The sequence below is a fragment of the Methanothermococcus thermolithotrophicus DSM 2095 genome (assembly GCF_000376965.1).
Taxonomy (GTDB): Archaea; AGJL01; Methanococci; order Methanococcales; family Methanococcaceae; genus Methanothermococcus; species Methanothermococcus thermolithotrophicus.
In genome coordinates this window covers 1-25,825 of sequence record NZ_AQXV01000042.1, presented here as the reverse complement: position 1 = coordinate 25,825, position 25,825 = coordinate 1, and the positions used below count along the sequence as shown (strand labels likewise).

The following is a 25,825-nucleotide window of genomic DNA, read 5'->3' as shown; positions in this document are numbered from 1 at the left end:
AATAGTTTCATATTATATATAAATTTTTTTAAACTCGATAAACTATTAAAGATTTAATTATGGGCCAATAAATCCGTAAAGGATCGTTTCGATTTCTGATATTTTTTGTTACTATTGGGTTTTTAAGTACCTATTCACATATATTTGTCCATATAGCCTCTTGGAGTAACCATCTTATCGCATATGACTTTTGTATTGGTGTTCCCGACAATAACTGTTGTTTTCATATCTATGTAAGACATATAATTATCCATATTGTTTAAAATATCCTTTAACGATGTTATTTTGTATTCTTCATCATTCCTTCCTGCATTTTTAACTATGCCTATTGTATAGTCTACATTTCTTTTATCAGAGTATTCTTTTATTAGTTCTAAAGTTTTCAAAAATGGTTCTTTTCTTGATTTGCTAAGTGGGTTGTAAATTGCAATTACAAAATCTCCTTCCAATGCAAACTTGACTCTTTTTAAAATTACATCCAATGGAGTTAGAAGGTCACTTAAACTTATGACTGCAAAATCATGATTTAAAGGAGCTCCCAGAATAGAAGAACACACACTGGCAGAAGTTAAACCACTTACAACATTTATTTCAACATTGTAGTTGTTTTTTTCATTTAATTCATAAGCCAGAGATGCCAGTCCATAAATTGTTGCATCTCCACTTGAAACTAATGCAACATCTTTATCTTTTGCTTCATTTAATGCATACTCAACTCTATCTATTTCTTTCTTCATTCCAGTTGTATATATTGGTTTTTCGAATCTTTCTATAAATTCCTTGTAACCCTTATAACAAACTATTAAATCTACAGATTTTAATACATCTTCAGCCTGTTTGGTAAAATATTCTTCGTTTCCAGGACCGATGCCAACGACATAAAGCATAATATCACTTAAAATAAAATATATAACATAATAATATGGTAGCTGTGTCAGACAGTGCTGATATCGTCATCCCAAGGTAATAACTAATTAATAGTTATATACTTACCTTAGTCAGTGGGGGTAACTCTCATCATCCACATTAGAACATATAAAAATAAAATATTTAAAGTATATGGTTCTTGAGTTATTGACGATATGATTTTAATTAGTTTTAGCTGATTTCATCGTTGTGGTTTTTTCATCATCTGAAATTGGTTTTTTAGGTATAATGAAGCATGCTATTATGTATAGGAGGATTCCCGCACCCCAACATAACGATATAAACACCCATATTAATCTAACAATTACGGGATCTATATTTAAATACCCACCTATCCCGCCACAAACACCACATAATACCTTATCCTTCTCTGACTTATAGAGTCTCTTTTTAACACCATTACATGTTTCCATGAAGATCACCTTGTTCAGTGAAGTTATTTCAAAAGAAAAGATTTAAATAGATTAATGTATTTTGAGATAACTTCAATAATTATTTAAAATAAAAAGTATTAGTTATAATGAATAGTTATAACGCATATACATTACTTTATTCTTTTAATCGTTTATATTTATTGGAGAGGTGAAATTGTGATACTTTTAGATGAGAACACAAGAGCCATAGTTCAGGGAATTACCGGGAAGCAAGGTAAATTTCACACGAAACAGATGTTGGAATGTGGAACAAACATAGTGGCGGGAGTAACTCCAGGAAAAAAAGGAGAGGAAGTCTATGGAATTCCAGTTTATGATACTGTTGCTGAAGCAGTTGAAAAACATGATGCAAATGCTTCTGTGATATTTGTTCCCGCCCCATTTGCAAAAGATGCAGCTCTTGAAGCAATTGATGCTGGAGTAGAATTAGTTACCATTATAACCGAGCACATACCTATCCATGATTCAATGGATATTGTAAATTATGGGAAAAAACACGGAACTAAAATCATTGGACCGAACACCCCAGGTTTAGCATCACCAAAAGTTGGAAAATTAGGTATTATTCCTATGAATATATTAAAAGAAGGGAACGTAGGAATGGTCTCAAGAAGTGGTACATTGACCTATGAAATTGCAAGCCAGTTAACAAGTAATGGATACGGCCAGTCAACCTGTGTAGGAATAGGTGGTGATCCAGTAACTGGGCTGAGATACTTGGAGATATTGGAAATGTTTGAAAACGATAAGGACACCGATGTAGTTGTTATGATAGGTGAGATTGGAGGTAGCGATGAAGAAAGAGCTGCAGAGTACGTTAGTAAAATGAAAAAACCTGTTGTAGCATACATTGCAGGACAATCAGCTCCAGAAGGGAAAAAAATGGGCCACGCTGGTGCGATAATTGAAAGGGGAGTGGGTACTGCAGATAGTAAAATGAAGGCTTTAAAAAGTGCGGGAGCGGAAGTTGTCAGAAGAATTTCAGAAATTCCTGCAGTGCTGAAGGATTTAGGATTATAATTTTTATGCAATTATTACAAAAAAATATTGCAGCATTACAACATATAATATTATATTAATTTTTTTATTATCTATTATTTTAAGTTTTAAAAAGTGAAATTATGACTGATTTAATAATTTGTGAAAAGCCTAATGTTGCTAAGAAGATAGCAGATGCATTAGGAAGACCTAAGAAAAAATCCTCCAACGGTGTCCCTTACTATGAGTTGGAAAGAAATGGGAAGAAAATATTGGTGGCGTCTGCAGTAGGTCATTTGTACACATTGGAGGAAAAAGGAAAAGAAAACAGAAAGTTTGGAGAATATCCGGTTTTTGATATCGACTGGGTACCTGCATCTGTTGAAGAGAATAAAAAATACGTTCAAAAGTATATAAATGTTCTAAAAAAACTTTCAAAAGAAGCTGATGATTTCTATATTGCGTCGGATTGGGATATTGAAGGGGAATTAATAGGTTACCATGCTTTATACTATTGTTGCGGTAAGAAGAATGCAAAAAGGATGAGATTTTCAAGCCTTACTAAAAAAGAAATTGTTAAAGCCTATGAAAATCCAGATGAAATTGATTTTGGGCTTGTGGATGCAGGAGATAGCAGGCATAAGGTAGATTGGTATTTTGGTATAAATATCTCAAGAGCTCTGATGCAGGCAATAAGGGCAGTGAAAAGATGGAAAACTATGAGTACTGGAAGGGTCCAGGGACCTGCACTTTCTTTTTTAGTAGATAAGGAGCTTGAAATAAGAAAGTTTGTTCCAAAACCGTACTGGGTAATTGATGCTTTACTTGAAGGTCAACTGACCGCAGTACATGAAAACGAAAAGTTTTGGGATGAAGGGGAAGCAAATAAGATATACGACAAAATAAAGGAAGAAAAAGAAGCCATAGTATCTGAAATCAAAAAGACAAAGAAAAAGATAAAACCAAATCCACCATTTGATTTAGGAACACTACAAAGGGAGGCACATAAAACTTTTAGATTTTCACCAAAAAAGACGCAGGAAATCGCACAGAAGCTTTATGAAAAAGGATTGTGTTCTTACCCAAGAACATCTTCCCAAAAGCTACCAAAGGATAGAAACTATTTGGAAGAGACTCTAAAAAATATTTTGGGCCATAGTGATTATGGAAAATATGTTGATGTAATTTTAAAGGAGAAAAGAAAACCAATTGAGGGGAAAAAAGACGATCCAGCACATCCTGCAATACACGTAGTAGATACTCCAAAAGAAGACTTGCCGGATGATGAGAAAAAACTCTATGACTTAATAGCGAGAAGGACGCTTGCAACATTCTGGGATGATGCAGAAAGGGAGTATGTAAAAGTGGTATTGGACATAATGGGGGAAAAATTCAAGCTCAGTGGTTCAAGAACGGTTAAAGAAGGATGGCATGAAATATATCCATTTACTAAATTTGATGAAAATGAGCTCCCACCATTGAAGAAAAACGATAAAATAAAGGTAGAAAAAGTATCTATCGAAAGAAAAGAGACCAAGCCACCAAAAAGATACACGATGTCATCTATAATAAAAGAATTAGAGGACCGTAAGCTCGGAACAAAATCTACTAGGGCAGATATCGTTGAGAAACTGGTTAAAAGAGGATATGTAGTTGAAGACGGCTCTTTAAGTGTTACGGATTTAGGAATTGGTGTTATTGAAACATTAAGAAAGTACTGCCCTGAAATCATAGACGAAAAAATGACGAGAGAGCTTGAAGAAAAGTTAGAGCTCATACAGGATAGAAAGGTCAAAAAAGAAGATGTTTTAGAAGATGCAAAGAAGAAGTTAACAAAAATCCTCAACGAGTTCAAGGAAAAAGAGAGCGAAATTGGGAAAGAACTTGTTGAAAAAATTGATACAACAAACAAATCCCTAAAGACCATAGGGAAATGTAAATGTGGCGGTGACCTCATTATAATAAGAACAAAGGGCAAAAAAAGATTTGTTGGATGTACCAAATATCCAGAATGTGATATTACTTATCCATTACCTCAGAAGGGAAGAATAAAGGTTTTAAATGAAACCTGTGAAACCTGTGAAAGCCCTATGATAAGTATTGACAACAGAAAACTTTGTGTAAATCCTGACTGTAGTTCAAAAATAACTGAAGAAGAGGTAAAGGAACTAGAAACCGCGAAAAATTCTGAAAAAACCTGTCCAAAGTGTGGAGGAAGTCTTGTTATAAGGAAGGGTATATATGGGGTATTTTTAGGTTGTGAAAACTATCCAAAATGTAAATACACTGAAAAAGTTACAGGAGAAAAAATTGAAAAAGAGGTAGTGGGCGAATGTCCTAAGTGTGGTGCAGAGCTCTTAAAAAGAAGAGGGAGGTATGGGCAGTTCATAGGATGCAGCAACTATCCAGATTGTAAGTACACAGAAACTCTAAAAAAGCAAAAGTCTTTGGAGAACAGTAAATCCGAAGGATCTACTGATGAGCTCAAGAAGAAAAATAGTAGCAAAAAGAAAAAGAAAGAAGATGAAGAAAAGAGTAAAGAAGTAAATAAAAAAGAGAAAGGAAAGGAAAAAAAGACCAAAACCAGTAAAACCAGTAAAAAAGGAACTAAAAAAACTAAAGCCAAGAAAGCTGATGATAAATCCTAAAATTTAATTTTTAATTAAAATAATAAACAAACCTAAAATTATCAAAATAATCCCTGAAATATAGTTAACAATTTTTAAGTTAACAATTTTTTCAAATATTTTTTTACCTTCAACTCCAAGGGTGCTGAGTGCAACTATTGGAAGTCCATACCCCATTGAATAGATGAACAATGCCAAAAATCCAAATGTTACATCTGATTTTGATGACACATAAGTTAGAATTCCAGCCAAAACTGGGTCTGCACAGATGTTGGCACCAAAACCGTAAGAAATTCCAAGAATAATTGATGTCAATAGCTTATATTTAAATGAAATATTTTTGTTACTGAATTTGGTCATAATTTCATTAAAAAGGTTCTTTTTTAACCTAAATGAAAAACCCTGTTTAAATACAATTAATATACCAAAAAATATTGCCAAAAACCCTGCAATATACTTTAGTCTGTAAAATCCTATTAAAATCCCAAAAACCGATGAAACAGCACCTAATAAACTAAAAACTATAGAGAATCCTAAAACAAAACTTAAAGATACAAGAAAAGCCTCTTTTTTAGACTCCGAAATTCCAAAGGTGTATGTAAATACCACCGGTAATACAGTAACCACGCAAGGTCCCAATGCAGTAAAAACTCCTGCAATAAATATCAGTAGTAAGTCCATAAAACACCTCAATTACAAAAATATATGGATAAAATAGGCTATATTCATATCCTAATTCGTGAAACTGCAATTATTCGTATAATTTTTTAGCCTTTTCTTTTACTTCCTCAGGTTTGTATCCAATAGTGATATCGACGGCCTTTCCGTCTTTAATGTAAATAATGGTTGGTAATGCCCTAACCCCATATTGATTTGCTAGATCAGGATTTTCATCAGTGTTTATTCTTATAACTTCTACCCCCTCATTTTCCAACTGATTTATTGTAGGTTCAAGAGCTCTACAGTATCCACACCAGTCAGCATAGAATTCGAGTACAACAGTTTTTCCTTCAAGATTTAAATCAGTATATTTTTGATGCCCCATAATCTGGTGACTATCATTTAAATCTTCATCGTGCATGTCATCTAAACAACCTGCAAATAGCACCATAAAAAATAGAGAAATTAAAATTTTTGAATAGGAGCTCATGATACCACAAATTACTTGTTTATGTATTTTGAAGCATTTGCTAGAGCAACTGCTCCTTCTCCAACTGCCTTTGAAACCTGTAAAACTCCTCCAGTGACATCCCCACAGGCGTATATTCCGTCAATATTTGTTTTACAGTTCCTATCAACTACAATAAATCCGTTCTTGTTCAGTTCTATTCCACTATCTTTTAAAAATTCAGTGTTTGGAATATGTCCCAAGCTTATAAATATTCCATCGGCTTTTATGGTTTCTTCTTTGCCATCTATTGAAATCATTATTCCTTCTACCCTGTCCTCTCCAACGATTTTTAAAGGTTTTGCATTAGTTATGACTTCAATATTTTCTGCTTCGTTTAATCTATCAAGCATTATTTTTTCAGTAGCCTTTAATTCACTTTTTTCGGTAACTATTGTTACCTTTTTAACAATGTCCTTTAAGTTTAGTGCGGACATTACGGCAGGTGTTCCCTTTCCAACAACTATAACTTCCTTATTTAGGTAAAAAAATGCATCACACATTGTGCAGTAGCTTACACCTTTACCTATATAGTCATCCTCGTTTAATCCTAATTTTTTATCCCTTGTCCCTGTAGCTATTATTATTGCCTTTGTTTCGTAGGTTTCATTTTTGGTTATAACCTTAAATGGCTTTGAATTTGTATCTATACCCACAACTTCATCATGGATTAAATTTAAACCAAATTTCTTAGCATGTTCAACAAACTTTTGAGCCAGTTCAAAACCTTTAATATTGTCAAATCCTGGGTAGTTTTCTACAATACCTGCTTCCGCTATTTTTCCCCCTTCATCTCCCTTTTCAATACATAATACATTTAATTTAGATCTAATTGCATAAATTCCTGCTGTAAGCCCTGCAGGCCCTCCTCCAATAACTATTAAATCATACATGATATCACCTCTTATGTTTATGTCTTATACTTCTAAATATATTAAATTTTTGAAGTAAAATTCTTTTCTGGATTGTATTTTCTAAGTCTGATCGCTATTGCAACTATTACGATACTAAGTACCACCGTAGATAAAGATTACCGTAGTTAATGATAAGTGATTTGTCTAATTTAGTATGAACTGAGTTTTTTCATTGCGTATTCAAGGCACCCTTCACAGTTCTCTTCTTTAAAGTAGTTCTCGAGTTTTTCGGTGTTCTCAAAGGAAATGAACGCAAATAAGTTATATATCGGACAGCTGAACGGAGATTTTTTATTCTTAGGTATGTTGAATTTTTTAATTTCCCCATTTATGTCATTGTTTAAATAGAATATCTCGTGTTCATATCCTTCATTCATAACAGGTTTATTTGTAAGAGTCTGCGGACTTCTTGTAACTACTGCAGATACATTCGATAGCATCATTGCATTTTTCATACCTTCAATACTTGAAGCAGGTTCTATTATCGTGGATTCATCTTTGTTAATGGCCTCTGGAAGAAATGAAACTTTTATTCTAAGCCACGTACTTTCTTCAGGATTATTTTCAATTATTTCTCTGGCTTTTTTTGACATGTTGTTGTTGTCAAGGTAGAACCTATAATGTTCATTGCAGAGCTCTCTTAGTCTTCTATCAAATGAACTTTCATGTGTTAGATGATATTTTACTTTATTATTTTTGAGCTTCCTATCGTAATATCTCTTAAAATTATCGGCTGCTTTTTTTGTTAGTTCAAGAGCTTCATCAAAGGAAATATTAGTTTTATATTCAATTAACTTTGCGTATTCGTAGGTTTCTACGATTATATTTGTTTCATACTCTTTTCTGGTTTCTACTGCAATGGAAACGTAGTCTTCAAATGTAGGATGTCTCATCAGCATTTTTTGAACTTCTTCAATGGTGGTTTTGGAATTTAAACTCCTTATTTCTTTAGGGGTAAGTAAGCAAGGTCCTGTTGTAATATTCTTTGATATAGAATCCCCGAGCATCCCTATAAATCTGTGTGGTGGCAAATCTGTGAATTCATAAGAGTTTACTGGCTTTAAACCGTGTTTCTCGATTATTCTGTTCCAATACTGTGGATAGGTGTGTCTCCAATACAGACTTGAAAATTCCTTTTGGCAGAGTACCAAAATATCACCTTTATAAATTTAACTACAACACCCACTCAAAATGAAGAAATATAGTCGTTCTGCAATTAGATTTCATTTAACATGCTTAAATTTTAAACAAAAATCACGATGTGATTTTTTCAATTTAAAGAAAGGTTTATGTAACATATTCGAAGAATGACTATACTTACAATCCCCTACGACTTAATTTACATGGATGTTTATTATTGTGCCTTAATACTACACTATCATTTATAGTATATATAATTTTCGATATCATATTCAAGTACTTAAATTAAAATTGAATTCATTAATGGTGATCTAATGGGAATCAACTTTATTGGCTTCAGAAACTTCAATAGATAGTTGAATTAAAAGGTTGCCTAAATCTTTGTTAAATTTTTCTTGCATTTTATTAAGATTTTCCAATGCTATTGAGATTCCACTTAAACTTTTTATGTCATGAACAAATATCTCTTGGTCATTTGTGACCTTTTCTAGTCTATTATTTATTTTAACGATTTCATCGATATCTTTTGCCAACATTCTTGTCCCTTCTTTTGTTTTGTCGATAACATTTAAAATCTCTTTTAATACGTCAAGATCATTCATTACTTCAGAATTAAATTTCTTGATTTCTTTTGTAAGGTTCATAGTTTGAGTGGCCATTTTCCTTATTTCGTTGGCTACAACTGCAAATTCTTTTCCAGATTCTCCAGCCCTTGCAGCTTCAATTGATGCATTTAACGCTATCAAACTAGTATGTTTTGCAACATTGTTTATTGAATTGCTTATTTTAGAAATATATTCTAAATTTTCAACAAGTTTGTTGAATTCCTTTGCAAATATTTCGAGCTTTTGAAAGAATGGCAAAAAATCGTCCCTAAATTTTTCAAGTTCATCTATGATCTTTGAGAGATTTTCAACGTCTTCAACAACCATGGCATTATTTTTTAAGAACTGCTCGCTAATTTCAGTTACTAATTCGTATATTATTTTTGATGTTTCCTTATTTGCCGACTCTAGCCGAACTGCGTCTGAAAGAACATCTGATGCGATAATAATATTGTTTTCCATGGTATCACCTTATCAAATCAACACCGCACTTTAAATTACTCAAAAAATTAAAAAACTTACCAACATGTTTTTTTGGAATTATTCCTCCATGCTGTGGTATGATTGCCTCTATATCTAAACTACGGACCCTTTTAACCCAATGTCTTAATGCAGCATTACTTGCCATTAATCGTTCGTGAAGTGGTTTCATTACTTGAATGTGTTTGTTCATATCCTCAATTACCAGTGATGGTTCTTCTAACGTGGCTATTCCAATGTCTCCAGTAAATAAAAACTTGCTTCTTTTGTCATATATTGTAAAATGACCAGGACTGTGAAGGAAGTGTGCAGGTATAAATTCCAAGGTTGTTGAACCAAAGGTCAAAGTTTTTCCTTCATCAGGTAATGGGAATGCCACACTATCTATATCATCAAATCCAAAATGGGGTAAAAATCTTATCCAAAGCCAGCTGGTTACAAGTTTAGCATTAGTTATTGACCTCCAAAGTGGAATACTCCCAGCTACATCAGGGTCCTGATGGCACATGTAAATATATTCAACATTTCTGGGATTTACATATTTAGAGATATTTGAAAGAACTTTGGGAAATATTTTATATCCACCAGGGTCTAATAAAAATCCTTTCCTTTTATTTATTATTAGGTAGCTATTAACATCCACATCTCCACTATTTGACATATTGGTTCCAAGATAAATTACTTCATGATCATCATCCTTATAAAGAACATGGTCTTTTTTTGGATCTAAGTCAGAATCAATGCCATATATCCCCATTTTTTACCTCCTAGTTTAGGTATGATAGTTCTTTAATTACCTATTACATTATCTCATTTAACGGGAATACATAATAATCTTGATATTAAAATACCTTTTCTTTGGGAAATGTGGTATTCGGATGTTATTGATTACTAATTGTTTAGCTAATTAGAACCAACACGTGATGTTTTTTTCTTCATTTTCTTCATTATCCATTTGTAAATTGTGCCTTTATATCCTACCGTTTTAAATCCTTCCAAAGCCTTTTTCCAGTTCTCTTTCTCCCTATATAGACAAATGGCCTTTTGGATTTTCTTTTCACTGTATGAATAAGGGACATAAACTTTTTTCATGTCGATTGGATTTATCCCTGTATGATACATTGTTGTCGATAATGTCATAGGCGTTGGAGTAAATACCTGCACCTGTTTTGAATAGCAGTTATTTTCATGTACAAACTCCGCCAGCTCTATCATATCCTTTATTGTACAGCCAGGATGGGCAATTAACCAGTATGGAATTATTTCCTTAGTTCCTCCAGTTCGGACAAAACTCTTCGAGTTTTGTAACTCTTCGCTTCGCTCCGATTCTTCAGCATATTTTCTGTATGCATCAAGGAATTTTTTAAATAAAGTTCCGCCTGGTTTTTGGATCGCCTTACATGTATCTTTTGAAACATGCTCAGGTGCGACCTTTAACCTGCCTGATACGTTGTACTTACAAATATCTTTTAGATACTCCATACCGTAGTCTTCATCGTATAATGTCAAATCGTATCTAATTCCAGATCTCACATAAACTTTAACGTCCCTATCGCTCACCAAATCCCTAATCTTGGACATCAAATCAATCAATGGTTTATGGTTAATGATTAAGTTGGGACATACCTCTGGATATAGGCAATTTTTTGGGCATTTATGGGCAATTCCTTTTTTACACCCCATTTTATACATGTTGGCAGTTGGAGCTCCTACATCTTGGATGACTCCTTTAAAATCCTCATGATTTAGAAGGTTTTTTATTTCATTCAGTATTGATTTTTCACTTCTACTTTGGATAACTTTCCCTTGATGATGAAGTATTGAACAAAAGGAGCATCCTCCAAAACATCCCCTATGAGTCACAACCGAAAACTGAACAGGAACTATTGCAGGAATATGACAATCATAAGAAGGATGAACCTTTCTTTCAAATGGAAGGGAATATATTTCATCCATCTCCTTTTCAGTTAAATATTTTGGTGGAAATTGGACAACATACTGATTCCCGTGTCTTTGGGCAGTTATTTTATCCATAGTTATTAGTTTTTTATGCATCTCGGCATACTTCACTTTATTGTCTTTGACTTCCTCGTAACTTGGGAGCTCAACAAAATCGTATTCTTTCCTTAAGTCATCTACTTTGTCTTTACTGCATTTAACAACAGTTCCATTGATTTCTAAATCTTTAATGTTTTCTCCGCTTTCCAATGCTTTTGTTATTTCCAGGATGCTTTTTTCGCCCATTCCGTACATAAGAATATCTGCCTTTGCATCCATTAGGATACTTCTTCTCACGTTGTTATGCCAATAATCGTAGTGGGCAAATCTCCTCAAAGACGCTTCAATACCGCCCAATGCCACTGGAATACCTTTAAATGCTCTCTTGATTAAATTTGTATAAACAATAGTTGCCCTATCTGGCCTATTTCTTATTCCTTCAGGAGATGTCGCATCAAAATCTCTAAGTCTTTTCTGGGGCGTGTAGTGGGCAAGCATGCTGTCTAAGTTACCGGAGCTCACTGCAAAAAAATAGTTTGGTCTCCCCAATTTTTTTATGTCGTCTAAGTTTTTCCAGTCTGGCTGGGATATTATCCCTACTCTGTATCCAAATTTCTCTAAGTACCTTCCAACAACAGGAGCTCCAAACAAAGGATGGTCTATATACACATCCCCACTTACTATAATTACGTCGAGTTCTTCCCATCCTCTTTCATCCATCTCATCTTTATTCGTTGGCAAAAACATAAAATCACTTTAGTTTTGTATTATTATTGTATTGGTGTTATAATATTATATTTAGCATATATGCAGTTTTAGAACTTAAAAAACACCCCACAATTATAAACTTAAAAATTTATAAATTTATCAAAGGGCATCCAATTATCCCGCTTCCAACGATAACTCCAATCAAATACTTAATGTTGGTTTTTTCCGTAGCGTCTTTTCATAGCAAGTCTTTTGAAATATTAAACTAACATTAAAGCAATAAACTTAGAAATAATATCTATTGAGATAATTTGTGTATTATCGGGCATTGCTGGATCGATATATGCTATTTTAATCATTGTTCATCTAAAAACATTTTTTACATATTTAAATGACCGGAATAATAAAAAACGATAAACTATATATATGTGTAGATACTCCACAATGTATAGAGGTGAAAATATGATACCCTGTGCAATGGCTACCCAACATCCAGATAATGCTAAAAGATATATTCCAGTTCAAAAAGAACCGGAGGAAGCTATAGAATGTTTAAAGGATTTAGACTGTGATGAATATTTTGTGGACTATGAGGGAAAATTAACTCCCTATCATCAAACCGTTCAGATAACGTTAAATCTCTTGCATGAAACTGATTTAATTCCTGGAAAAGATGTTAGAATTACCCCAAGAATTCCATCATCCTCGGAAGAAACATTATTCCGACAGCTCATGGCATTAATGTCCACAATTGAAGCAGATTATAAGGCAAAAGAAGTAAATGAAGAAGCAGGGATATTGGAAGTAGTTCATCCGATGACAAAAAGTGCGGATGAATTAGTTGGAACAAAAAGATGGATATTATCTCTATTAAACCTGTGCAATAACAGAATGGGGAAAAAAGCAGATGACATACATCTAATCCCTTTGATAGAAGAAGTTCCAGAATTACTAAACGCTTCAAAAATTTTAAAAGAATATTATGAGAAATGTCAGAGTTATAATATCGACATTCCCTACATGAGAGTATTTTTCGGTAGAAGCGACCCTGCATTATCCTATGGATTTTTACCTGCAGTACTTTCTGTTAAATGTGCAATATCAGAAGTGTATGACTGGTCTGATGAAGTGGGCTTAGACGTATATCCCATAATTGGAGCTGGTTCATTGCCATTTAGGGGCCATGTAACCTATGAAAATATATCTAATTTTGTGAATGAGTATAAAGGTATAAGGACCGTATCTATACAATCTGCCCTAAGATATGACCATGGTCCTGAAAAAACCCGTAAAACTGCAAAATATCTAAAAGAAAAATTACCAAAAAATGGTAGATTAAAATATGATGACTATCAAGAGCTCATAGATTTTGTGGGCATTTCCACCAAACATTATCTAAGAATATTTTATAGAATATGTGATAAAGTAAATACTGTTTCCGACTGGCTGCCAAATATGAGGGATAGGCTTTCAAGAAAAGCACCTGTTGGCTATGCAAGGGATGTTCCAAAGCCCGAAGAAATTGGAAATTTATGCAGTGATGAAATAAAGGTAGAATTAGAGCCTCTTAAAGTAGATAAACTTCCACCACTACCTCGTGCCATAAAATTCACCGGGGCATTATATACTATGGGTATACCGCCGGAGTTTATTGGAACTGGAAAAGCCCTTGAAGAAACAAAAGGGGAGATTCTTTATTACTATCCATCTCTAAAATCAGATTTGGAATTTGCAAGTCATTATGTATGCATTCCTGCATTATCGTCTTATTTCGATAAAAAAATAGCCGATGAATTAAAACATGATTTAAAGCTTGTTGAAGAGTATCTTGATGTTGATTATGGGTATGCTACCCACACTGAAGAATTACACTGGGCACTTGCCGATATACTTGCAAGTCAAAACAAGGATATTAGTGAAGAAGAGAAAAACTATTACGTGCAAAAAATGGCCGAAATTAGAAAATCACTTGGATAATAGGTGAAAATATGGATTGGATACCAAATGCTTTAAAAGAAGTTAGAGAAAAAAAACCTTTAGTTCAAAACATCACAAATTTCGTAGTTATGAACACAACTGCAAATGCACTACTTACACTTGGGGCTTCACCGGTAATGGCCCATGCAATGGAGGAACTTGAAGATATGTTAATGATAGCAGATTCACTTGTAATCAATATTGGAACACTTGATGAACATTGGATCTCTTCAGTTAAAGAAGCAGTAAAAATTGCAGATGATTTAAACAAACCTGTAGTTTTTGACCCAGTAGGGGCGGGAGCAACCAAATTTAGAACAGAAGTCGCCCTTAATCTTATTGAAACAGGAAATATTGATGTTGTTAGGGGTAACTTTGGTGAAATAGCGGCCCTACTAGGGGAATATGGAAAGACGAGAGGTGTTGATTCGGTAGGGTATAACGTGAGTAAAGCAGAAGAGTTAGTATGTAAGGCTGCAGAGAAGTTTGACACTGTTGTGGCGGTTACTGGACCGATAGATCATGTAAGTGATGGAAATAATACTTATGCAATATATAACGGTCATGAAATGCTTGGAAGGGTTACTGGAACCGGATGTATGGTAACTACAATTATTGGAGCATTTTTATCAGTTGAAAAACCCTTAAAAGCCACCGTATCTGCATTAACTACATTTGGTATTGTTGCTGAAAAAGCCTATGAAGAGTCTAAATATCCTGGAAGTTTTCATACAAAACTTTATGATTGGCTTTATAGGATCAATGAAAAAACAATAACTGAAAAAATGAAGGTGATAATGGTTGAATCTTAGAAAAAGACTTAAACTTTACGTTATCACAGATAGGAGGATAAGAGATGAAATAGAAACTGTAAAGGAAGCATTAGAGGGAGGGGCAACTGCAATACAGATGAGAATTAAAAATACATCAACTAAAGAAATGGTGGAAGTTGGAAAAAACATTAGAAAAATAACTGAAGATTATAATGCTCTTTTCTTTGTAAATGACAGGGTTGATGTGGCATTAACCATAAATGCAGATGGAGTTCATCTTGGATCAGATGACATGCCAGTCTCGTTAGCCAAAGAAATTGCCCCCAATCTTATTATTGGTGCATCGGCGTATAGTTTTGAAAAGGCCGTAGAATTGGAAAAGGAAGCGGATTATCTTGGTGTTGGTTCAATATTTCCAACAAAAACAAAAGATAACGTTAAGGTTATAGGTGTAGAAGGGTTGAGAAAAATAGCTGAACATATTAATATTCCAATAGTTGCAATTGGTGGAATAAACCATAGGAATGTAGAAAAAGTCCTGAAAACTGGAGTAGATGGAGTATCTGTTATTTCAGCAATACTTAAAGCCCAAAATATGAAAGAGGCCACTGAAGACATTAAAAAAATATTGGTAAATTTTTCTAATGTACATGCGCGTATATAATATTTTAATTGATAAATTTTATATACCATAATGTGTAATATATACACTGTGTAATATATACACAGGTGGTGTTATGAAATGTCCATATTGTGGGGAGAATTGTGTTGATGAATATATTTTGGAGCTCTATATTAAATCATTAAAAAATTTCAAAATGCGAAAAAATACTGCATTTAATGGGATACCAATAGTTTGTGAAGCAGGGGTTTGTAAAAATACTGGAAAAAGAATCTGGTACTGCCCGCACTGTAAATCTTTAACAGAATATGTTGATTCATTCAATGCAATAGTACAGTGTCCAAACTGCCATGAAAAAATAGCACTTCCTGCAACAAACAGAACGGTTTGTTAGGTGATATTATGGAATTAATAATAAAAAATGGCTACGTCTATGACCCAAAAAATGGCATAGACGGGGAAATTAAAGATATAATGGTTAAAGATGGAAAAATCGTAGATAATGTTTCAAAAGAAGCATTAGAAATCGATGCTAAAAATAAAGTCGTTATGCCGGGGGGTGTTGATCACCATACACATATAGCAGGCTCCAAAGTCTGTGTTGGTAGAATGTTGAGACCAGAGGATATAAGAAGAAATCCCGACCCCATGGCACAAATACCACATATAGATAGGGTAATGATGGTAAAAAGAGGGGGAGGAGGATTTTCGGTAATGCCAACATGGACAACCGGATACAGATATGCCCAAATGGGGTACACCACATGTTTTGACCCTGCATTTGCTCCAATGGGTGCAAAACACTTGCATGAAGAATTCGAAAGAACTCCCCTAATTGATAAAGGCGGTATATGTTTAATGGGAAATAATTGGATGATAATGGAATATTTGCACGATGGAGAGTTAGAAAAAGCAGCCGCCTATGTATCTTGGCTTTTAAATGCTACAAAGGCATATGGTATAAAGATTGTGAATCCTGGAGGGGTGGAAGCATGGAGCTGGGGAAAAAATATAACCAGTGGTAGAGACCCAGTTCCTTATTTTAATCTAACATCTAATGAGATAATAAAAGGACTTGCAGAGATAAATGAAATGTTAGAGCTCCCCCATTCTATACACTTACACGGCAATAACTTGGGGCATCCTGGAAACTGGGACACATTTATAGATAACGCAGATGCCGCATTGGATGTATCTGTTAATACAGTTTCAGAGAGGGAACAAGTTGTTCATGCCACTCATGTTCAGTTCTACTCCTATGGAGGAGAATCGTGGAAAGACTTTTCTTCAAAAGCAGATGCTATTGCAGATTACATAAATAAAACAAAAAATATTACCATAGATGTTGGATTTGTTACACTTGATGAAACCACAACAATGACTGGGGACGGTCCTATGGAATATAATCTATATTCCACCACAAATTTAAAATGGGCCAATAATGATGTGGGGCTTGAATGTGGTAGCGGTTTGACCCCATTTATTTACAACGGAAAAAACCCAGTAAATGCCATCCAATGGGCTGCAGGATTGGAATTAGCACTTTTAATAGATGATCCTTGGAAGGTGCTGTTTGGAACAGACCATCCAAATGGGGGTCCGTTTATAAGATACCCTGATGTCTTTTCATGGCTCATGTCTAAAAAAGCAAGGGATGAAAAAATAGCGAAAATTAACAAATCTGTAAGGAGAAACGCCATAATTGAAAGTTTAGATAGGGAATATACATTATACGAAATTGCAACAATTACAAGAGCCGCAAATGCAAAAGTTTTGGGACTAACTGAAAAGGGACATTTAGGAATTGGTGCTGATGCAGATATAGCAATATATAACCTAGACCCTGAAAAAGACAAATTAAATGACCCTGAAACCATAAAAAAAGCCTTTATGAAAACCCATTATACAATAAAAGGTGGAGAAATAGTTGTAAAAGAGGGGCGAATTGTTAATCCAGAACATATGGGCAAAACCTACATTGTAGAATCAGAATTTGGTGATAAGGAAATATACAAAGATATGCTCAATGATTTGGAAATGAAATTTAAAAAATACTATGCAATGCAGAAATCCACATACTGGACAGGTTATGAATATGTGCCACATAGGAAAACCATTAAAGTAGGATACAAGGGTGATTAAAATGACGACTGCTGCTGAAAATATAATTCATCCTATGGAGGAAAATGTTGAAAAAGATGTAAAAGAAATCATTTTAGAGCTCACAGAATCTCCAAATGTTCTTGACGTAGAATGTATATCCCCGGACGTATTTGCAGGAAAAACCTTGGAGGATATTAAAAATTTACCTGTTTACAATGGTAAAAAGAAAAAAGTTCTTTCAGATTTCTTTAAAATTTCAGGTGAAGTAGGAGATACGCCAGAAAATACTAAAATAATCATTAATGGGGATTTAAGCAGGGTTAAAAACATTGGTAAGGAAATGAGCTCAGGTGAAATTGTCATAAATGGAAATGTTGGGATGTATGTAGGAGCTCTTATGAAGGGAGGAAAAATAGTGGTCAATGGTGATGCAGACTCATTTGCCGGTCAGCAGATGAAAGGAGGAGAATTGATAATAAAAGGAAATGCTGGAAACTACCTTGGTTCTTCTTATAGGGGAGATTGGAGAGGTATGAAAGGTGGAACTATTATTGTTGAAGGTAATGCAGGAGATGAAGTAGGGGAGTACTTAAGTGGAGGAAAAATTATAATCAAAGGCAATGTTGGATTGTTGTGTGGAATTCACATAAATAAAGGAATAATAATCGTTGAAGGAAATGCAGATGGAAGAGTAGGTGCCGAAGCAGAAGGTAAAGGAATCATAGTCATAAAAGGGAAGATAAAAATAGGGCATGTTTCCTTCCTATATGATGGAGAAGTAGTCAATCCGTCCATAAATGATGACACAATAGAAGGAAGATATTATAAATTCATAGGAGATACGGCGTGTAGAGGAAACAAAAAAACAGTAATATATGCGTCAGCAGAACATAACGAGCATTTATTGCCGAATAACCCATTACCTGTGAGCAATACGGATATATATGAATTAATGCCCTAACTATTAATCTATTGAGAGTGGTATACATGCAAACAAAGGAGGTTTATGATAAAGGATTTAAAATATTTAGGGGCGGCACTAATCGCAGGGAACTTTCGTGGAGTGAGGATAAATGTGTCGGATGCGGTATTTGTTCGGATATATGTCCTGTTGATGCGATAAATATGGGACCGCTGGGGGCAATAGCAAAAAATAATGTATGTGCTCCAAAGATGGATGTTGATGGAGGAGTTTGTGTATTGTGTGGCATGTGTGCTTGTGCATGTCCATTTGAGGCGCTATCTTTGCAAATTAACGATAAATCCATAAAAGAAATTCCACACTACCCCAAAATACTTAGAGGTATTAATTTAAATCAGAACTCATGTGTTTTATGTAAGCAGTGTGAAATCATCTGCCCACAAGAAGCTATAAATGTAGATCGGGAGCTTCCAGAAAGGAAACATCTCGTGTTAGGAGAAATAAATATTGACAAAGATACCTGTGTATTGTGCGGTATCTGTGCAGACTATTGTCCGGCTGATGCAATAGAGCTCATACCAAATGAAACTAATTCTTTAAATTTAAAACCATTTGCAGATATTGTAGTGGATACAAATACCTGCGTATACTGTAAAGTTTGCGAAATAAGCTGTCCTCATGATGCAATAGAAGTCATTTGCTATAAATGTCCGTTGGCTAAAAGAATTGAAAAACCAAAATTATATGGTTCCATTAAAGGAGAAACCAATATTGACAAAGAATCATGTGTTACATGCGGATGGTGTGAAAATATTTGTCCTACTGATGCCATTGAGGTTGAAAAACCATTTGAAGGGGAATTACTTATCGATGACGATGCCTGTAATGCCTGCGGTGCATGTATTGAGATATGTCCATGTAATGCATTGGTATTTCCAAAACCGGATGAACCTGCCCAAAAAGTTCCAAAGATTGCCGTAAATCCAGAAGTATGTGTTTTATGTGGGGCATGTGCCCATGCATGTCCAATTGATGCAATAAAAGTCAGAAGAGTAAATATAAACATGACTCCAATAAAAGTAACTGCCTGGCAAAAGGCATTTAAAAAATTATTGGCGGATAATTGAGGTGGTTGAATGTATAGGCTAGTAGTTTATCCTGAAAAATGCCATGGATGTGGAAATTGCGTGGTTGCATGCCCAGTAAATGCAAGAGATCCGAACACATATGGTGGAAAGGGACCAGATGATGAAAGTATAATAGTTATTAAGGTTGTAAATGGCGTAGTTAGTGTTATAAACAGTGAGTTATGTGGTGGATGTGGCGCCTGTGTTGAAGCCTGCCCAGTGAATGCCATTACCATAACCGTTAATAAATCACAAGATTTAGGAGCTCCATCCACATCTTCGGTATAACGTGGGATAAATATTATTTTAATTTTTAATTTTAATTTTTATATTAACAGGAGATAAAATGAAAGCTGTTAGGTTACTAAATGCCATGATTTATGTTACAAATAAAGCATTATATACTATGATTGGGAATAATTCAAGAACTTTATCGAGATTGGCATCAAAATATATAATTAATTACCTCTATTCTCAAAATATATTAAATAAGGAAAAATTAAATGAAGAAGAATTAAAAAAAGCATTTATAAATGAAATGGGTCTTAGTGATGATTTAATATTTCAGGAAAATGGAAGTACTGTTGTTTTAGATGTTATAAATCCAGTATTGAGGGAAAGTATAATCCAATTAAATAAGGAAAACATTCCAATAACGCTAGCACCCTGTATTATCTACATGTATTTAATTAGCAATTTATATGGTTATAAGGTGGAATTTCAAAAAGTAGAATATAATGAAGAAAACAATAAAACAGTTTGGACATTTAAAAAGCATTAGTAGAACATTTCCCCATTTATAAATTTTTTCGTTAATTCATGTTTTGGATTAGAAAATATTTTTTTAGTATCTCCAACTTCGATGATTTTCCCGTTATACATATGAGCTGTGCTATCCGATAATCGTTTCACCTGAAAGAGGTTGTGAGTTGCCAAAACAATTGTAGTATTATATTTTTTGACAGTGTCTTTTACAATATTTTCAATTAATATGGAGTTGCTGGGATCCAAGTTTGCAGTAGGTTCATCCATTAATAAAACTTCAGGTTCAATAACCAGAGCTCTTGCCAGTGCCACCCGTTGTTTTTCCCCTCCTGAGAGTGATTTTGCCCTTCTATCTTTATAACTCAATAAACCTATATGTTCTAGAACATCCTCCACTCTTTTTTTAATCTCTTCCTTGGGGTACTTTCTAACTTTAAGTCCGTATGCTATGTTATTATAGACTGTTGAATTAAACATGACGGGATTTTGAAATACCATAGTAATTCTTCTTCTAAATTCCATATCCCATTTAACCTCTTTACCATCTATGAGGCACTTTCCAGAATCGGGTTTATTAATAAGTGCCAAGATTTTAAGTAAGGTGGTTTTTCCTGCACCACTGTGTCCCATTATACAAAAGATTTCTCCTTTTTTAATGTTTAAATTAATATCATCGAGAACTCTTCTTTTGCCGTATCTTTTTGTGATATTCCTTAACTCAATATATTCTCCCATTAATACCACTTTCTTCTTATTAAATTGGATATCAAATTAACGATAATAATTATGCTCATTAAAATTATTCCAAGGGCTATTGCAGTGCTAATATCTGCCCTAACAGTGTGCATCTGTATTGCAGTTGTCAAAACTCTTGTGTTGTAATACCCTCCACTTACGTATATATTTCCACCTATCATCAAAGCTATACCTAATTCAGATATTGCCCTATTGAATCCTGTAATGGTCGCTAGTATAATCCATCCCCAGATTTCTTTAATAATTTGAATGGTAGTTTGAATCTCACTTGCACCAAGTGTCAGACATAACTCTTTAATATTTTTCTCAACAGATTCAAAAGAGTCAATAATTATGCTCATAACTATTGGAGTAATAAGAAGGGCCTGCCCTATACTTATTCCACTTTCAAAATACAGCAAATCGAGAAAGCCCAATGGTCCCTTCGGCACAAAAAGAAGATAGAGCATAAGCCCCCATATCACAGTAGGAATTCCCATAAACGAATTTATAAAATTTTTTATAAAAAATCTTCCTTTAAATTTCTTAAACGCAATAAAAATAGAAATGGGTAGTGACCACGATATAGATAATAAAGTGGCACTACCTGAGATTTTTATGGATCTCCATGCTATTTCCAAGACGTAATCGTCTTGTATAAGCACTAGCGCATCCATGAATCCTTTTATTAAGTACTCGAACATTACGTTACACCTTTGACTTATTAGCCCGTTATTTCAGCTGAATCAAATTCAAAGAAATTCCAGTTTGTATTGTATCTGAATTTTGTTGGACATTCGGTATATTTATTACCTTCTTTTATAAATCCATACTTTGCAATCCACTGGTATATTGGTGCTTCTTTATTGGTGAGAACTGGAACTGCTGGACTAAATAAAGATACTCCAAATTCGTCTTTACCATAATTTCCGATAAATTCCTGTCCTTCATCAGATACGAGCCATTCTGCTAATTTTGAAGCTCTTTCGAAATCCTTACCTTCTATTTTTTCTGGATTAATCAATATTATGGCATAAACATTTGTTAATTCCTCTCCCTTATCAACCAATTTTTCAAGATCTATTAATCCTTCTTTTTTGTATTTTAAATATGTTCCAGTATCACTAAGGGTATAACCCCTCACGTCCTCTGAGGTAGTATATTTTAAGGTGTCACCCATACCTTGACCTGTGCTTCTCATCCATCCTTCTTTTTTAAGTTCTTCGTAGTCATAACCTGCAGCGGCCCATAATTTAATCTCTTTTTTGTTAGTTCCTGAGTTGTCATCTCTTGTAACCCATATTGCCTTTCCTGCCCTTCCTGCTTCAACTATTTTTTGTAATGCTTTTTGAGGTTCTAACCCTTTTATACCCGCAGGGTCATTTTCTGGACCTACAATTATGAAGAAATTGTACGCAAATACCTTTCTATTTACTCCATATCCTTCATTCATGAATTTTTCTTCTGAACCTACTGCATGAACAATTATAGCATCAGATGCTCCACTTTTAGCATCCAATATTGCTCCACCGGTTCCCTTTGGAATGAACCTAACTTCAGTGTTAAATTTTTCTTTGAATTTTTCAGAAATCGCTTCTGCCAACCCCGTAGCATAAACACTTGTTGTAATAGACAGTGTTAATACACTTGGCTTTTCTGATTGTGTATTGACATTAGTATTAGTATTGACATTAGTATTTATTTTACCTGATTCATCGACCGTACCTGCAGATGTACCTGAATCTACACATCCTGCCATCATACCGATAAATAGCAGTGATACCATACATATGACGAGCTTTTTCATTATATCCCTCTCTGTGTATGCTGTACACTAAAGGAAATTACATATGCATGCTATATATAATTTTTGTTAAGTATGATAAATTACTACAATTTATTCTAGATCCTTGGGGATAGGACCATACAAACCATTTTATTCACAGTATTCCTGCAACATCTTCGTCTCGAAACGCCTAAACTAAAACAGCCCCCAAATTTAAGGCAGTAGCCTGTAAATAGATATTTTCCCCAATGCATTTTGTTCCAATATAACATACCTATGCCATCTTTCATCATATCGGCCGGTTATTTTGCCATAAAAGTAACTAATAATGTTTACAATACATCACCTAAATTTTTGATTTAAAGGTACTCCGTAGAAGCACTGTAATTTTATTTTTTTGATTTATAAATCTGTTTCACTATTAAAGTAGCAAAACATGCTGCACCAAACCCATTGTTTATATTTACAACACTCAGCCCGGGAGCACAGGAGTTAAGCATAGAGTATAGGGCTGCTTTTCCCCCTTCCCCTACTCCGTACCCTACGGATACTGGAACACCTATTACTGGAATATCTACTAAACCTGCCACCACAGATGGTAATGCCCCCTCCATTCCAGCAATCACAATAATGCAGGATACTTTATTTTCAATCATGTTTTTTAGGGGATCAAACAACCTGTGTATTCCTGCAACCCCTACATCATATGAGTAAATAACCTCACATCCCATTACCTCTGCTGTGATTTTTGCCTCCTCTGCAATGTTTATATCACTTGTTCCAGCTGCCAAAATACCTATTTTCCCATAAATAACATTTTTAAAATCTTTTCTTTTAAAAACTACTGCTTTTGCCTTTTCATTTAGTATTATTTCAAAATTATAAAGATCATATGTTTTTATTATATCATTTTTCTCTTCTTTTAGTTTTAAAATATCTCTATGTTTTAATTTTGTGGCAAACCCTATGCCATTTTTTTCTACAATCTCCTTTAACGTTAAAATTATATCCTCAAAGTCTTTATTTCTGGCATAAACAACCTCTGGAATACCTGTCCTTAACTCCCTATTAATATCTATTTTTATCTTCCTTTCAATTTTTTCAATTTGGTGTATTTTTAGAAGAGTTTCAGCTTCATCAATTGTTATATTACAATTTATTAAATCATTTAATATTTTCTTTATCTCCATTGATCCTTTCATAATACGTCCCTTTTTAAATTTGAGTAGTTGCCGATATTTTATTCTCTTAAAATCAAAGACTTTTACGCATCCCTTCTTTTACATATTTAAGAATTTAATCATTGCCAACATATGTTGTAACTATTATTGTGGAATTTTTTGATATATTTATTGCCTTAGTAGTGGCGTTTTTTGAATATTCGTGATTATTCTGCGGTAATGATATTTTTTCATCATATGTTATCATAGTATCCTCCAGTATGAAAATATCGATACATTGTAGCTAAAATATATCACAATATTTGAGAAATTATATATGTGGTGTACATCATACATACAAAGACCGATGTTAGATTACCATATACTACCAACATTATGGTCTGTTTTACTGTATTGTGGAATTTTTTTGTTTTTTTAATCCCATATTCCCGCCCTCCATTTATGTATTAGAATATGCATGGATTATTTTTCGTTAGATGTTTTTCAAAGATTCATCATACCCCTTATTTGTCATTATTAATAATGATAAATGATATTATTGTATATGGTTTTTTCATACTATATACATAAATAAAAAAGAAAAGTAATAATATTCATATTAAATGTATGCTTTAGAAAATATGTGGTAAAATAGGTAGAGAGTCCCTTAAAGGGTTCCTCTTTACCACACTTGCATAATTTACGCATATTTACGTATATTTCTAGAGGATATCCAGTTACATATTCAGTTATATCATTTTCTTAATATTCTTAATCATTCTCTCAAGTATCTCCTTGTCTGTTAAAATACCTTCAGGAGGGTCTAAAATCTTTTTCACCCTTATTGCTACACAATCCATTCTATAACATGTTCCCTCAGCTTCCACGCCACTAAACGCACATGGTATTATTATATCAGATAGTGGGTCAGTTGGAGTAATTGCAGGATTTATGTTGATAACGGGTATGTTTGCCACATGTTCAAGTGCTTTATTTGGGAATGAATGTCCTGGGTCAGCACCACAAACAAGCATTGCATCTGCATGTTCTTTTATAAGCATATCTATTGCAGAAGTTTCCCCGGGATTGTATCTTGGATATCCTTTTGAGAAATCCACGCAAAATGGATATCCGGTTTCATATGCTGCCACAATGTTAAATCCTGCAACATTGTAGTGTCCCCTCATAGGCTGAAGAACTGCCTTCAAATGCTTATTTAAATCAGATATCAAAGTTATTGCAGGGTCGATATTTCTATTTTTACCCTTGGTCATCGTAAGCCCCATGCCAAAGAAAAGCATGGCGAACTGGTGCCTTCCTATGGCGTCAAATACTTCATAAAGAGTTTCTTTTGGAACTCCTGCAATTACGTCCTGTTGTGGTTCTACACCATTTAGTATCATTCTTAAAGCACTTACAATAAGGTAATCTGTCCCAGGATATGGTTGTATATGGATGTCTGCCATTTTTGCAGTGTCGGTTTTTCTCGGGTCCACAACAACTATTGTTCTATCCCGTTTTCCTCTTTCTCTAAAAAATCCTCTGGCATATATGGAATACCTACTTGCATGCCTTGGATGGGCATGCATTGGATTGCATCCCCAATATATTATTAAATCAGCATAGTTTTTTGTTTCATCTAATGTACAAACTGGATATCCTCTATTCTGAACTGCTAAAATCGAAGGTGCATGACACACTGTTGCAGTGTTGTCAAATACCCCTCCAACAAGTTCTGCTAACTCGATGCCTTTTTGCTGGGTTTCGCATAGTGTGGCACTCCACCCATAAAGCAGTGGCCAGCTTGCCTCTGCAAGTATCCTTGCAGATTCTTCTATTGCAGTATCGATATCTACCTTTTTTAATTCTCCCTTAT

At 34.1% G+C, this 25,825-nt stretch carries 26 protein-coding genes; 11 read left to right on the top strand and 15 right to left on the bottom strand.

What is annotated here, in order from left to right:
• Positions 1-134: 134 nt before the first annotated feature.
• Together cobJ and F555_RS0103610 are read right to left on the bottom strand one after the other, a co-directional pair.
• Positions 135-887, bottom strand: a complete 753-nt coding sequence (gene cobJ / locus F555_RS0103615; protein WP_018153857.1) for a precorrin-3B C(17)-methyltransferase — start codon at positions 885-887, stop codon at positions 135-137.
• A gap of 201 nt (positions 888-1,088) precedes the next feature.
• A complete protein-coding gene (locus tag F555_RS0103610; protein ID WP_018153856.1) occupies positions 1,089-1,340 on the bottom strand; it encodes a PspC domain-containing protein in 252 nt (83 codons plus the stop codon).
• A gap of 177 nt (positions 1,341-1,517) precedes the next feature.
• Here F555_RS0103610 and sucD point away from each other — a divergent pair, with 177 nt between their 5' ends.
• Both sucD and topA read left to right on the top strand, forming a co-directional pair.
• The gene (gene sucD, locus F555_RS0103605; protein WP_018153855.1) at positions 1,518-2,381 is read left to right on the top strand and encodes a succinate--CoA ligase subunit alpha; all 864 of its coding nucleotides are present in this window, start codon (positions 1,518-1,520) and stop codon (positions 2,379-2,381) included.
• A 101-nt stretch (positions 2,382-2,482) separates the two neighbouring features.
• Positions 2,483-4,987: a DNA topoisomerase I gene (gene topA, locus F555_RS0103600; RefSeq protein WP_018153854.1), complete on the top strand. Its 2,505-nt coding sequence runs from the start codon at positions 2,483-2,485 to the stop codon at positions 4,985-4,987.
• A gap of 3 nt (positions 4,988-4,990) precedes the next feature.
• Here topA and F555_RS0103595 read toward each other — a convergent pair whose 3' ends face one another.
• From F555_RS0103595 to F555_RS0103565, 7 genes are all read right to left on the bottom strand, one after another.
• Positions 4,991-5,647 carry a cytochrome c biogenesis CcdA family protein gene (locus F555_RS0103595; RefSeq protein WP_018153853.1) on the bottom strand — a complete coding sequence of 219 codons (657 nt, stop codon included), beginning with the start codon at positions 5,645-5,647 and terminating at the stop codon, positions 4,991-4,993.
• Between the two features lie 70 nt (positions 5,648-5,717).
• A complete protein-coding gene (locus tag F555_RS0103590; RefSeq protein WP_018153852.1) occupies positions 5,718-6,116 on the bottom strand; it encodes a thioredoxin family protein in 399 nt (132 codons plus the stop codon).
• Between the two features lie 11 nt (positions 6,117-6,127).
• Complete coding sequence (gene trxR / locus F555_RS0103585) at positions 6,128-7,030, bottom strand: F420-dependent thioredoxin reductase (protein ID WP_026182944.1); 903 nt, start codon at positions 7,028-7,030, stop codon at positions 6,128-6,130.
• A gap of 167 nt (positions 7,031-7,197) precedes the next feature.
• Positions 7,198-8,199, bottom strand: coding sequence for a hypothetical protein (locus F555_RS0103580; RefSeq protein WP_018153850.1), 1,002 nt, complete (start codon positions 8,197-8,199; stop codon positions 7,198-7,200).
• A gap of 300 nt (positions 8,200-8,499) precedes the next feature.
• A complete protein-coding gene (locus tag F555_RS0103575; protein WP_018153849.1) occupies positions 8,500-9,255 on the bottom strand; it encodes a methyl-accepting chemotaxis protein in 756 nt (251 codons plus the stop codon).
• Between the two features lie 4 nt (positions 9,256-9,259).
• On the bottom strand, positions 9,260-10,030 hold the full coding sequence (locus tag F555_RS0103570) for an oxygen-binding di-iron domain-containing protein (protein ID WP_018153848.1): 771 nt from the start codon (positions 10,028-10,030) through the stop codon (positions 9,260-9,262).
• Positions 10,031-10,176: 146 nt separating this feature from the next.
• The gene (locus F555_RS0103565) at positions 10,177-12,018 is read right to left on the bottom strand and encodes a YgiQ family radical SAM protein (protein ID WP_018153847.1); all 1,842 of its coding nucleotides are present in this window, start codon (positions 12,016-12,018) and stop codon (positions 10,177-10,179) included.
• Positions 12,019-12,441: 423 nt separating this feature from the next.
• On the opposite strand from F555_RS0103565, the gene ppcA reads away from it, so the two are divergent.
• The 9 genes from ppcA (at position 12,442) to F555_RS0103520 (ending at position 20,284) form a co-directional block, all read left to right on the top strand.
• On the top strand, positions 12,442-13,956 hold the full coding sequence (gene ppcA / locus F555_RS0103560; RefSeq protein WP_018153846.1) for a phosphoenolpyruvate carboxylase: 1,515 nt from the start codon (positions 12,442-12,444) through the stop codon (positions 13,954-13,956).
• An 11-nt stretch (positions 13,957-13,967) separates the two neighbouring features.
• The gene (thiM, locus tag F555_RS0103555) at positions 13,968-14,768 is read left to right on the top strand and encodes a hydroxyethylthiazole kinase (RefSeq protein ID WP_018153845.1); all 801 of its coding nucleotides are present in this window, start codon (positions 13,968-13,970) and stop codon (positions 14,766-14,768) included.
• A complete protein-coding gene (gene thiE, locus F555_RS0103550; RefSeq protein WP_018153844.1) occupies positions 14,758-15,393 on the top strand; it encodes a thiamine phosphate synthase in 636 nt (211 codons plus the stop codon). Before thiM ends, thiE begins: the two co-directional genes overlap by 11 nt.
• A 73-nt stretch (positions 15,394-15,466) precedes the next feature.
• Positions 15,467-15,745: a hypothetical protein gene (locus tag F555_RS0103545; RefSeq protein WP_018153843.1), complete on the top strand. Its 279-nt coding sequence runs from the start codon at positions 15,467-15,469 to the stop codon at positions 15,743-15,745.
• A gap of 8 nt (positions 15,746-15,753) precedes the next feature.
• Positions 15,754-17,493 (top strand): formylmethanofuran dehydrogenase subunit A, encoded by a 1,740-nt coding sequence (locus tag F555_RS0103540; RefSeq protein WP_018153842.1) that lies wholly within the window; start codon positions 15,754-15,756, stop codon positions 17,491-17,493.
• Positions 17,494-17,527: 34 nt separating this feature from the next.
• Positions 17,528-18,415, top strand: a complete 888-nt coding sequence (locus F555_RS0103535) for a formylmethanofuran dehydrogenase subunit C (protein WP_040682779.1) — start codon at positions 17,528-17,530, stop codon at positions 18,413-18,415.
• A 26-nt stretch (positions 18,416-18,441) separates the two neighbouring features.
• Positions 18,442-19,503: a tungsten-dependent formylmethanofuran dehydrogenase subunit FwdF gene (gene fwdF, locus F555_RS0103530; RefSeq protein WP_018153840.1), complete on the top strand. Its 1,062-nt coding sequence runs from the start codon at positions 18,442-18,444 to the stop codon at positions 19,501-19,503.
• A 9-nt stretch (positions 19,504-19,512) separates the two neighbouring features.
• The gene (locus tag F555_RS0103525) at positions 19,513-19,791 is read left to right on the top strand and encodes a 4Fe-4S binding protein (RefSeq protein WP_018153839.1); all 279 of its coding nucleotides are present in this window, start codon (positions 19,513-19,515) and stop codon (positions 19,789-19,791) included.
• A gap of 58 nt (positions 19,792-19,849) precedes the next feature.
• The gene (locus F555_RS0103520) at positions 19,850-20,284 is read left to right on the top strand and encodes a hypothetical protein (RefSeq protein ID WP_018153838.1); all 435 of its coding nucleotides are present in this window, start codon (positions 19,850-19,852) and stop codon (positions 20,282-20,284) included.
• Here F555_RS0103520 and F555_RS0103515 read toward each other — a convergent pair.
• The 6 genes from F555_RS0103515 to F555_RS0103490 all read right to left on the bottom strand — a co-directional run.
• Positions 20,281-21,003, bottom strand: coding sequence for an ABC transporter ATP-binding protein (locus F555_RS0103515; RefSeq protein WP_018153837.1), 723 nt, complete (start codon positions 21,001-21,003; stop codon positions 20,281-20,283). The genes F555_RS0103520 and F555_RS0103515 overlap by 4 nt on opposite strands.
• Positions 21,003-21,707, bottom strand: coding sequence for an ABC transporter permease (locus F555_RS0103510; protein ID WP_018153836.1), 705 nt, complete (start codon positions 21,705-21,707; stop codon positions 21,003-21,005). Before F555_RS0103510 ends, F555_RS0103515 begins: the two co-directional genes overlap by 1 nt.
• A 20-nt stretch (positions 21,708-21,727) precedes the next feature.
• Positions 21,728-22,810 (bottom strand): substrate-binding domain-containing protein, encoded by a 1,083-nt coding sequence (locus F555_RS0103505; protein WP_018153835.1) that lies wholly within the window; start codon positions 22,808-22,810, stop codon positions 21,728-21,730.
• Between the two features lie 368 nt (positions 22,811-23,178).
• Positions 23,179-23,991: a nickel pincer cofactor biosynthesis protein LarB gene (gene larB / locus F555_RS0103500; RefSeq protein ID WP_018153834.1), complete on the bottom strand. Its 813-nt coding sequence runs from the start codon at positions 23,989-23,991 to the stop codon at positions 23,179-23,181.
• Between the two features lie 94 nt (positions 23,992-24,085).
• Positions 24,086-24,217, bottom strand: a complete 132-nt coding sequence (locus F555_RS09645) for a hypothetical protein (protein WP_018153833.1) — start codon at positions 24,215-24,217, stop codon at positions 24,086-24,088.
• Between the two features lie 481 nt (positions 24,218-24,698).
• Positions 24,699-25,825, bottom strand: a 1,127-nt coding sequence (locus tag F555_RS0103490) for a formylmethanofuran dehydrogenase subunit B (protein WP_018153832.1), incomplete at its 5' end; no start/stop codon positions are given.

What these genes read in the sequence shown, in the direction of transcription:
- F555_RS0103525 (WP_018153839.1), top strand. Translation starts at nt 19,513, where the DNA reads ATGTATAGGCTAGTAGTTTATCCTGAAAAATGCCATGGATGTGGAAAT.
- cobJ (WP_018153857.1), bottom strand. Translation starts at nt 887, where the DNA reads ATGCTTTATGTCGTTGGCATCGGTCCTGGAAACGAAGAATATTTTACC.
- larB (WP_018153834.1), bottom strand. Translation starts at nt 23,991, where the DNA reads ATGAAAGGATCAATGGAGATAAAGAAAATATTAAATGATTTAATAAAT.
- ppcA (WP_018153846.1), top strand. Translation starts at nt 12,442, where the DNA reads ATGATACCCTGTGCAATGGCTACCCAACATCCAGATAATGCTAAAAGA.
- F555_RS0103545 (WP_018153843.1), top strand. Translation starts at nt 15,467, where the DNA reads ATGAAATGTCCATATTGTGGGGAGAATTGTGTTGATGAATATATTTTG.
- F555_RS0103540 (WP_018153842.1), top strand. Translation starts at nt 15,754, where the DNA reads ATGGAATTAATAATAAAAAATGGCTACGTCTATGACCCAAAAAATGGC.
- F555_RS0103505 (WP_018153835.1), bottom strand. Translation starts at nt 22,810, where the DNA reads ATGAAAAAGCTCGTCATATGTATGGTATCACTGCTATTTATCGGTATG.
- F555_RS0103520 (WP_018153838.1), top strand. Translation starts at nt 19,850, where the DNA reads ATGAAAGCTGTTAGGTTACTAAATGCCATGATTTATGTTACAAATAAA.
- F555_RS0103575 (WP_018153849.1), bottom strand. Translation starts at nt 9,255, where the DNA reads ATGGAAAACAATATTATTATCGCATCAGATGTTCTTTCAGACGCAGTT.
- F555_RS0103510 (WP_018153836.1), bottom strand. Translation starts at nt 21,707, where the DNA reads ATGTTCGAGTACTTAATAAAAGGATTCATGGATGCGCTAGTGCTTATA.
- F555_RS0103570 (WP_018153848.1), bottom strand. Translation starts at nt 10,030, where the DNA reads ATGGGGATATATGGCATTGATTCTGACTTAGATCCAAAAAAAGACCAT.
- topA (WP_018153854.1), top strand. Translation starts at nt 2,483, where the DNA reads ATGACTGATTTAATAATTTGTGAAAAGCCTAATGTTGCTAAGAAGATA.
- F555_RS0103515 (WP_018153837.1), bottom strand. Translation starts at nt 21,003, where the DNA reads ATGGGAGAATATATTGAGTTAAGGAATATCACAAAAAGATACGGCAAA.
- fwdF (WP_018153840.1), top strand. Translation starts at nt 18,442, where the DNA reads ATGCAAACAAAGGAGGTTTATGATAAAGGATTTAAAATATTTAGGGGC.
- F555_RS09645 (WP_018153833.1), bottom strand. Translation starts at nt 24,217, where the DNA reads ATGATAACATATGATGAAAAAATATCATTACCGCAGAATAATCACGAA.
- F555_RS0103595 (WP_018153853.1), bottom strand. Translation starts at nt 5,647, where the DNA reads ATGGACTTACTACTGATATTTATTGCAGGAGTTTTTACTGCATTGGGA.
- thiM (WP_018153845.1), top strand. Translation starts at nt 13,968, where the DNA reads ATGGATTGGATACCAAATGCTTTAAAAGAAGTTAGAGAAAAAAAACCT.
- F555_RS0103565 (WP_018153847.1), bottom strand. Translation starts at nt 12,018, where the DNA reads ATGTTTTTGCCAACGAATAAAGATGAGATGGATGAAAGAGGATGGGAA.
- F555_RS0103535 (WP_040682779.1), top strand. Translation starts at nt 17,528, where the DNA reads ATGGAGGAAAATGTTGAAAAAGATGTAAAAGAAATCATTTTAGAGCTC.
- F555_RS0103590 (WP_018153852.1), bottom strand. Translation starts at nt 6,116, where the DNA reads ATGAGCTCCTATTCAAAAATTTTAATTTCTCTATTTTTTATGGTGCTA.
- F555_RS0103610 (WP_018153856.1), bottom strand. Translation starts at nt 1,340, where the DNA reads ATGGAAACATGTAATGGTGTTAAAAAGAGACTCTATAAGTCAGAGAAG.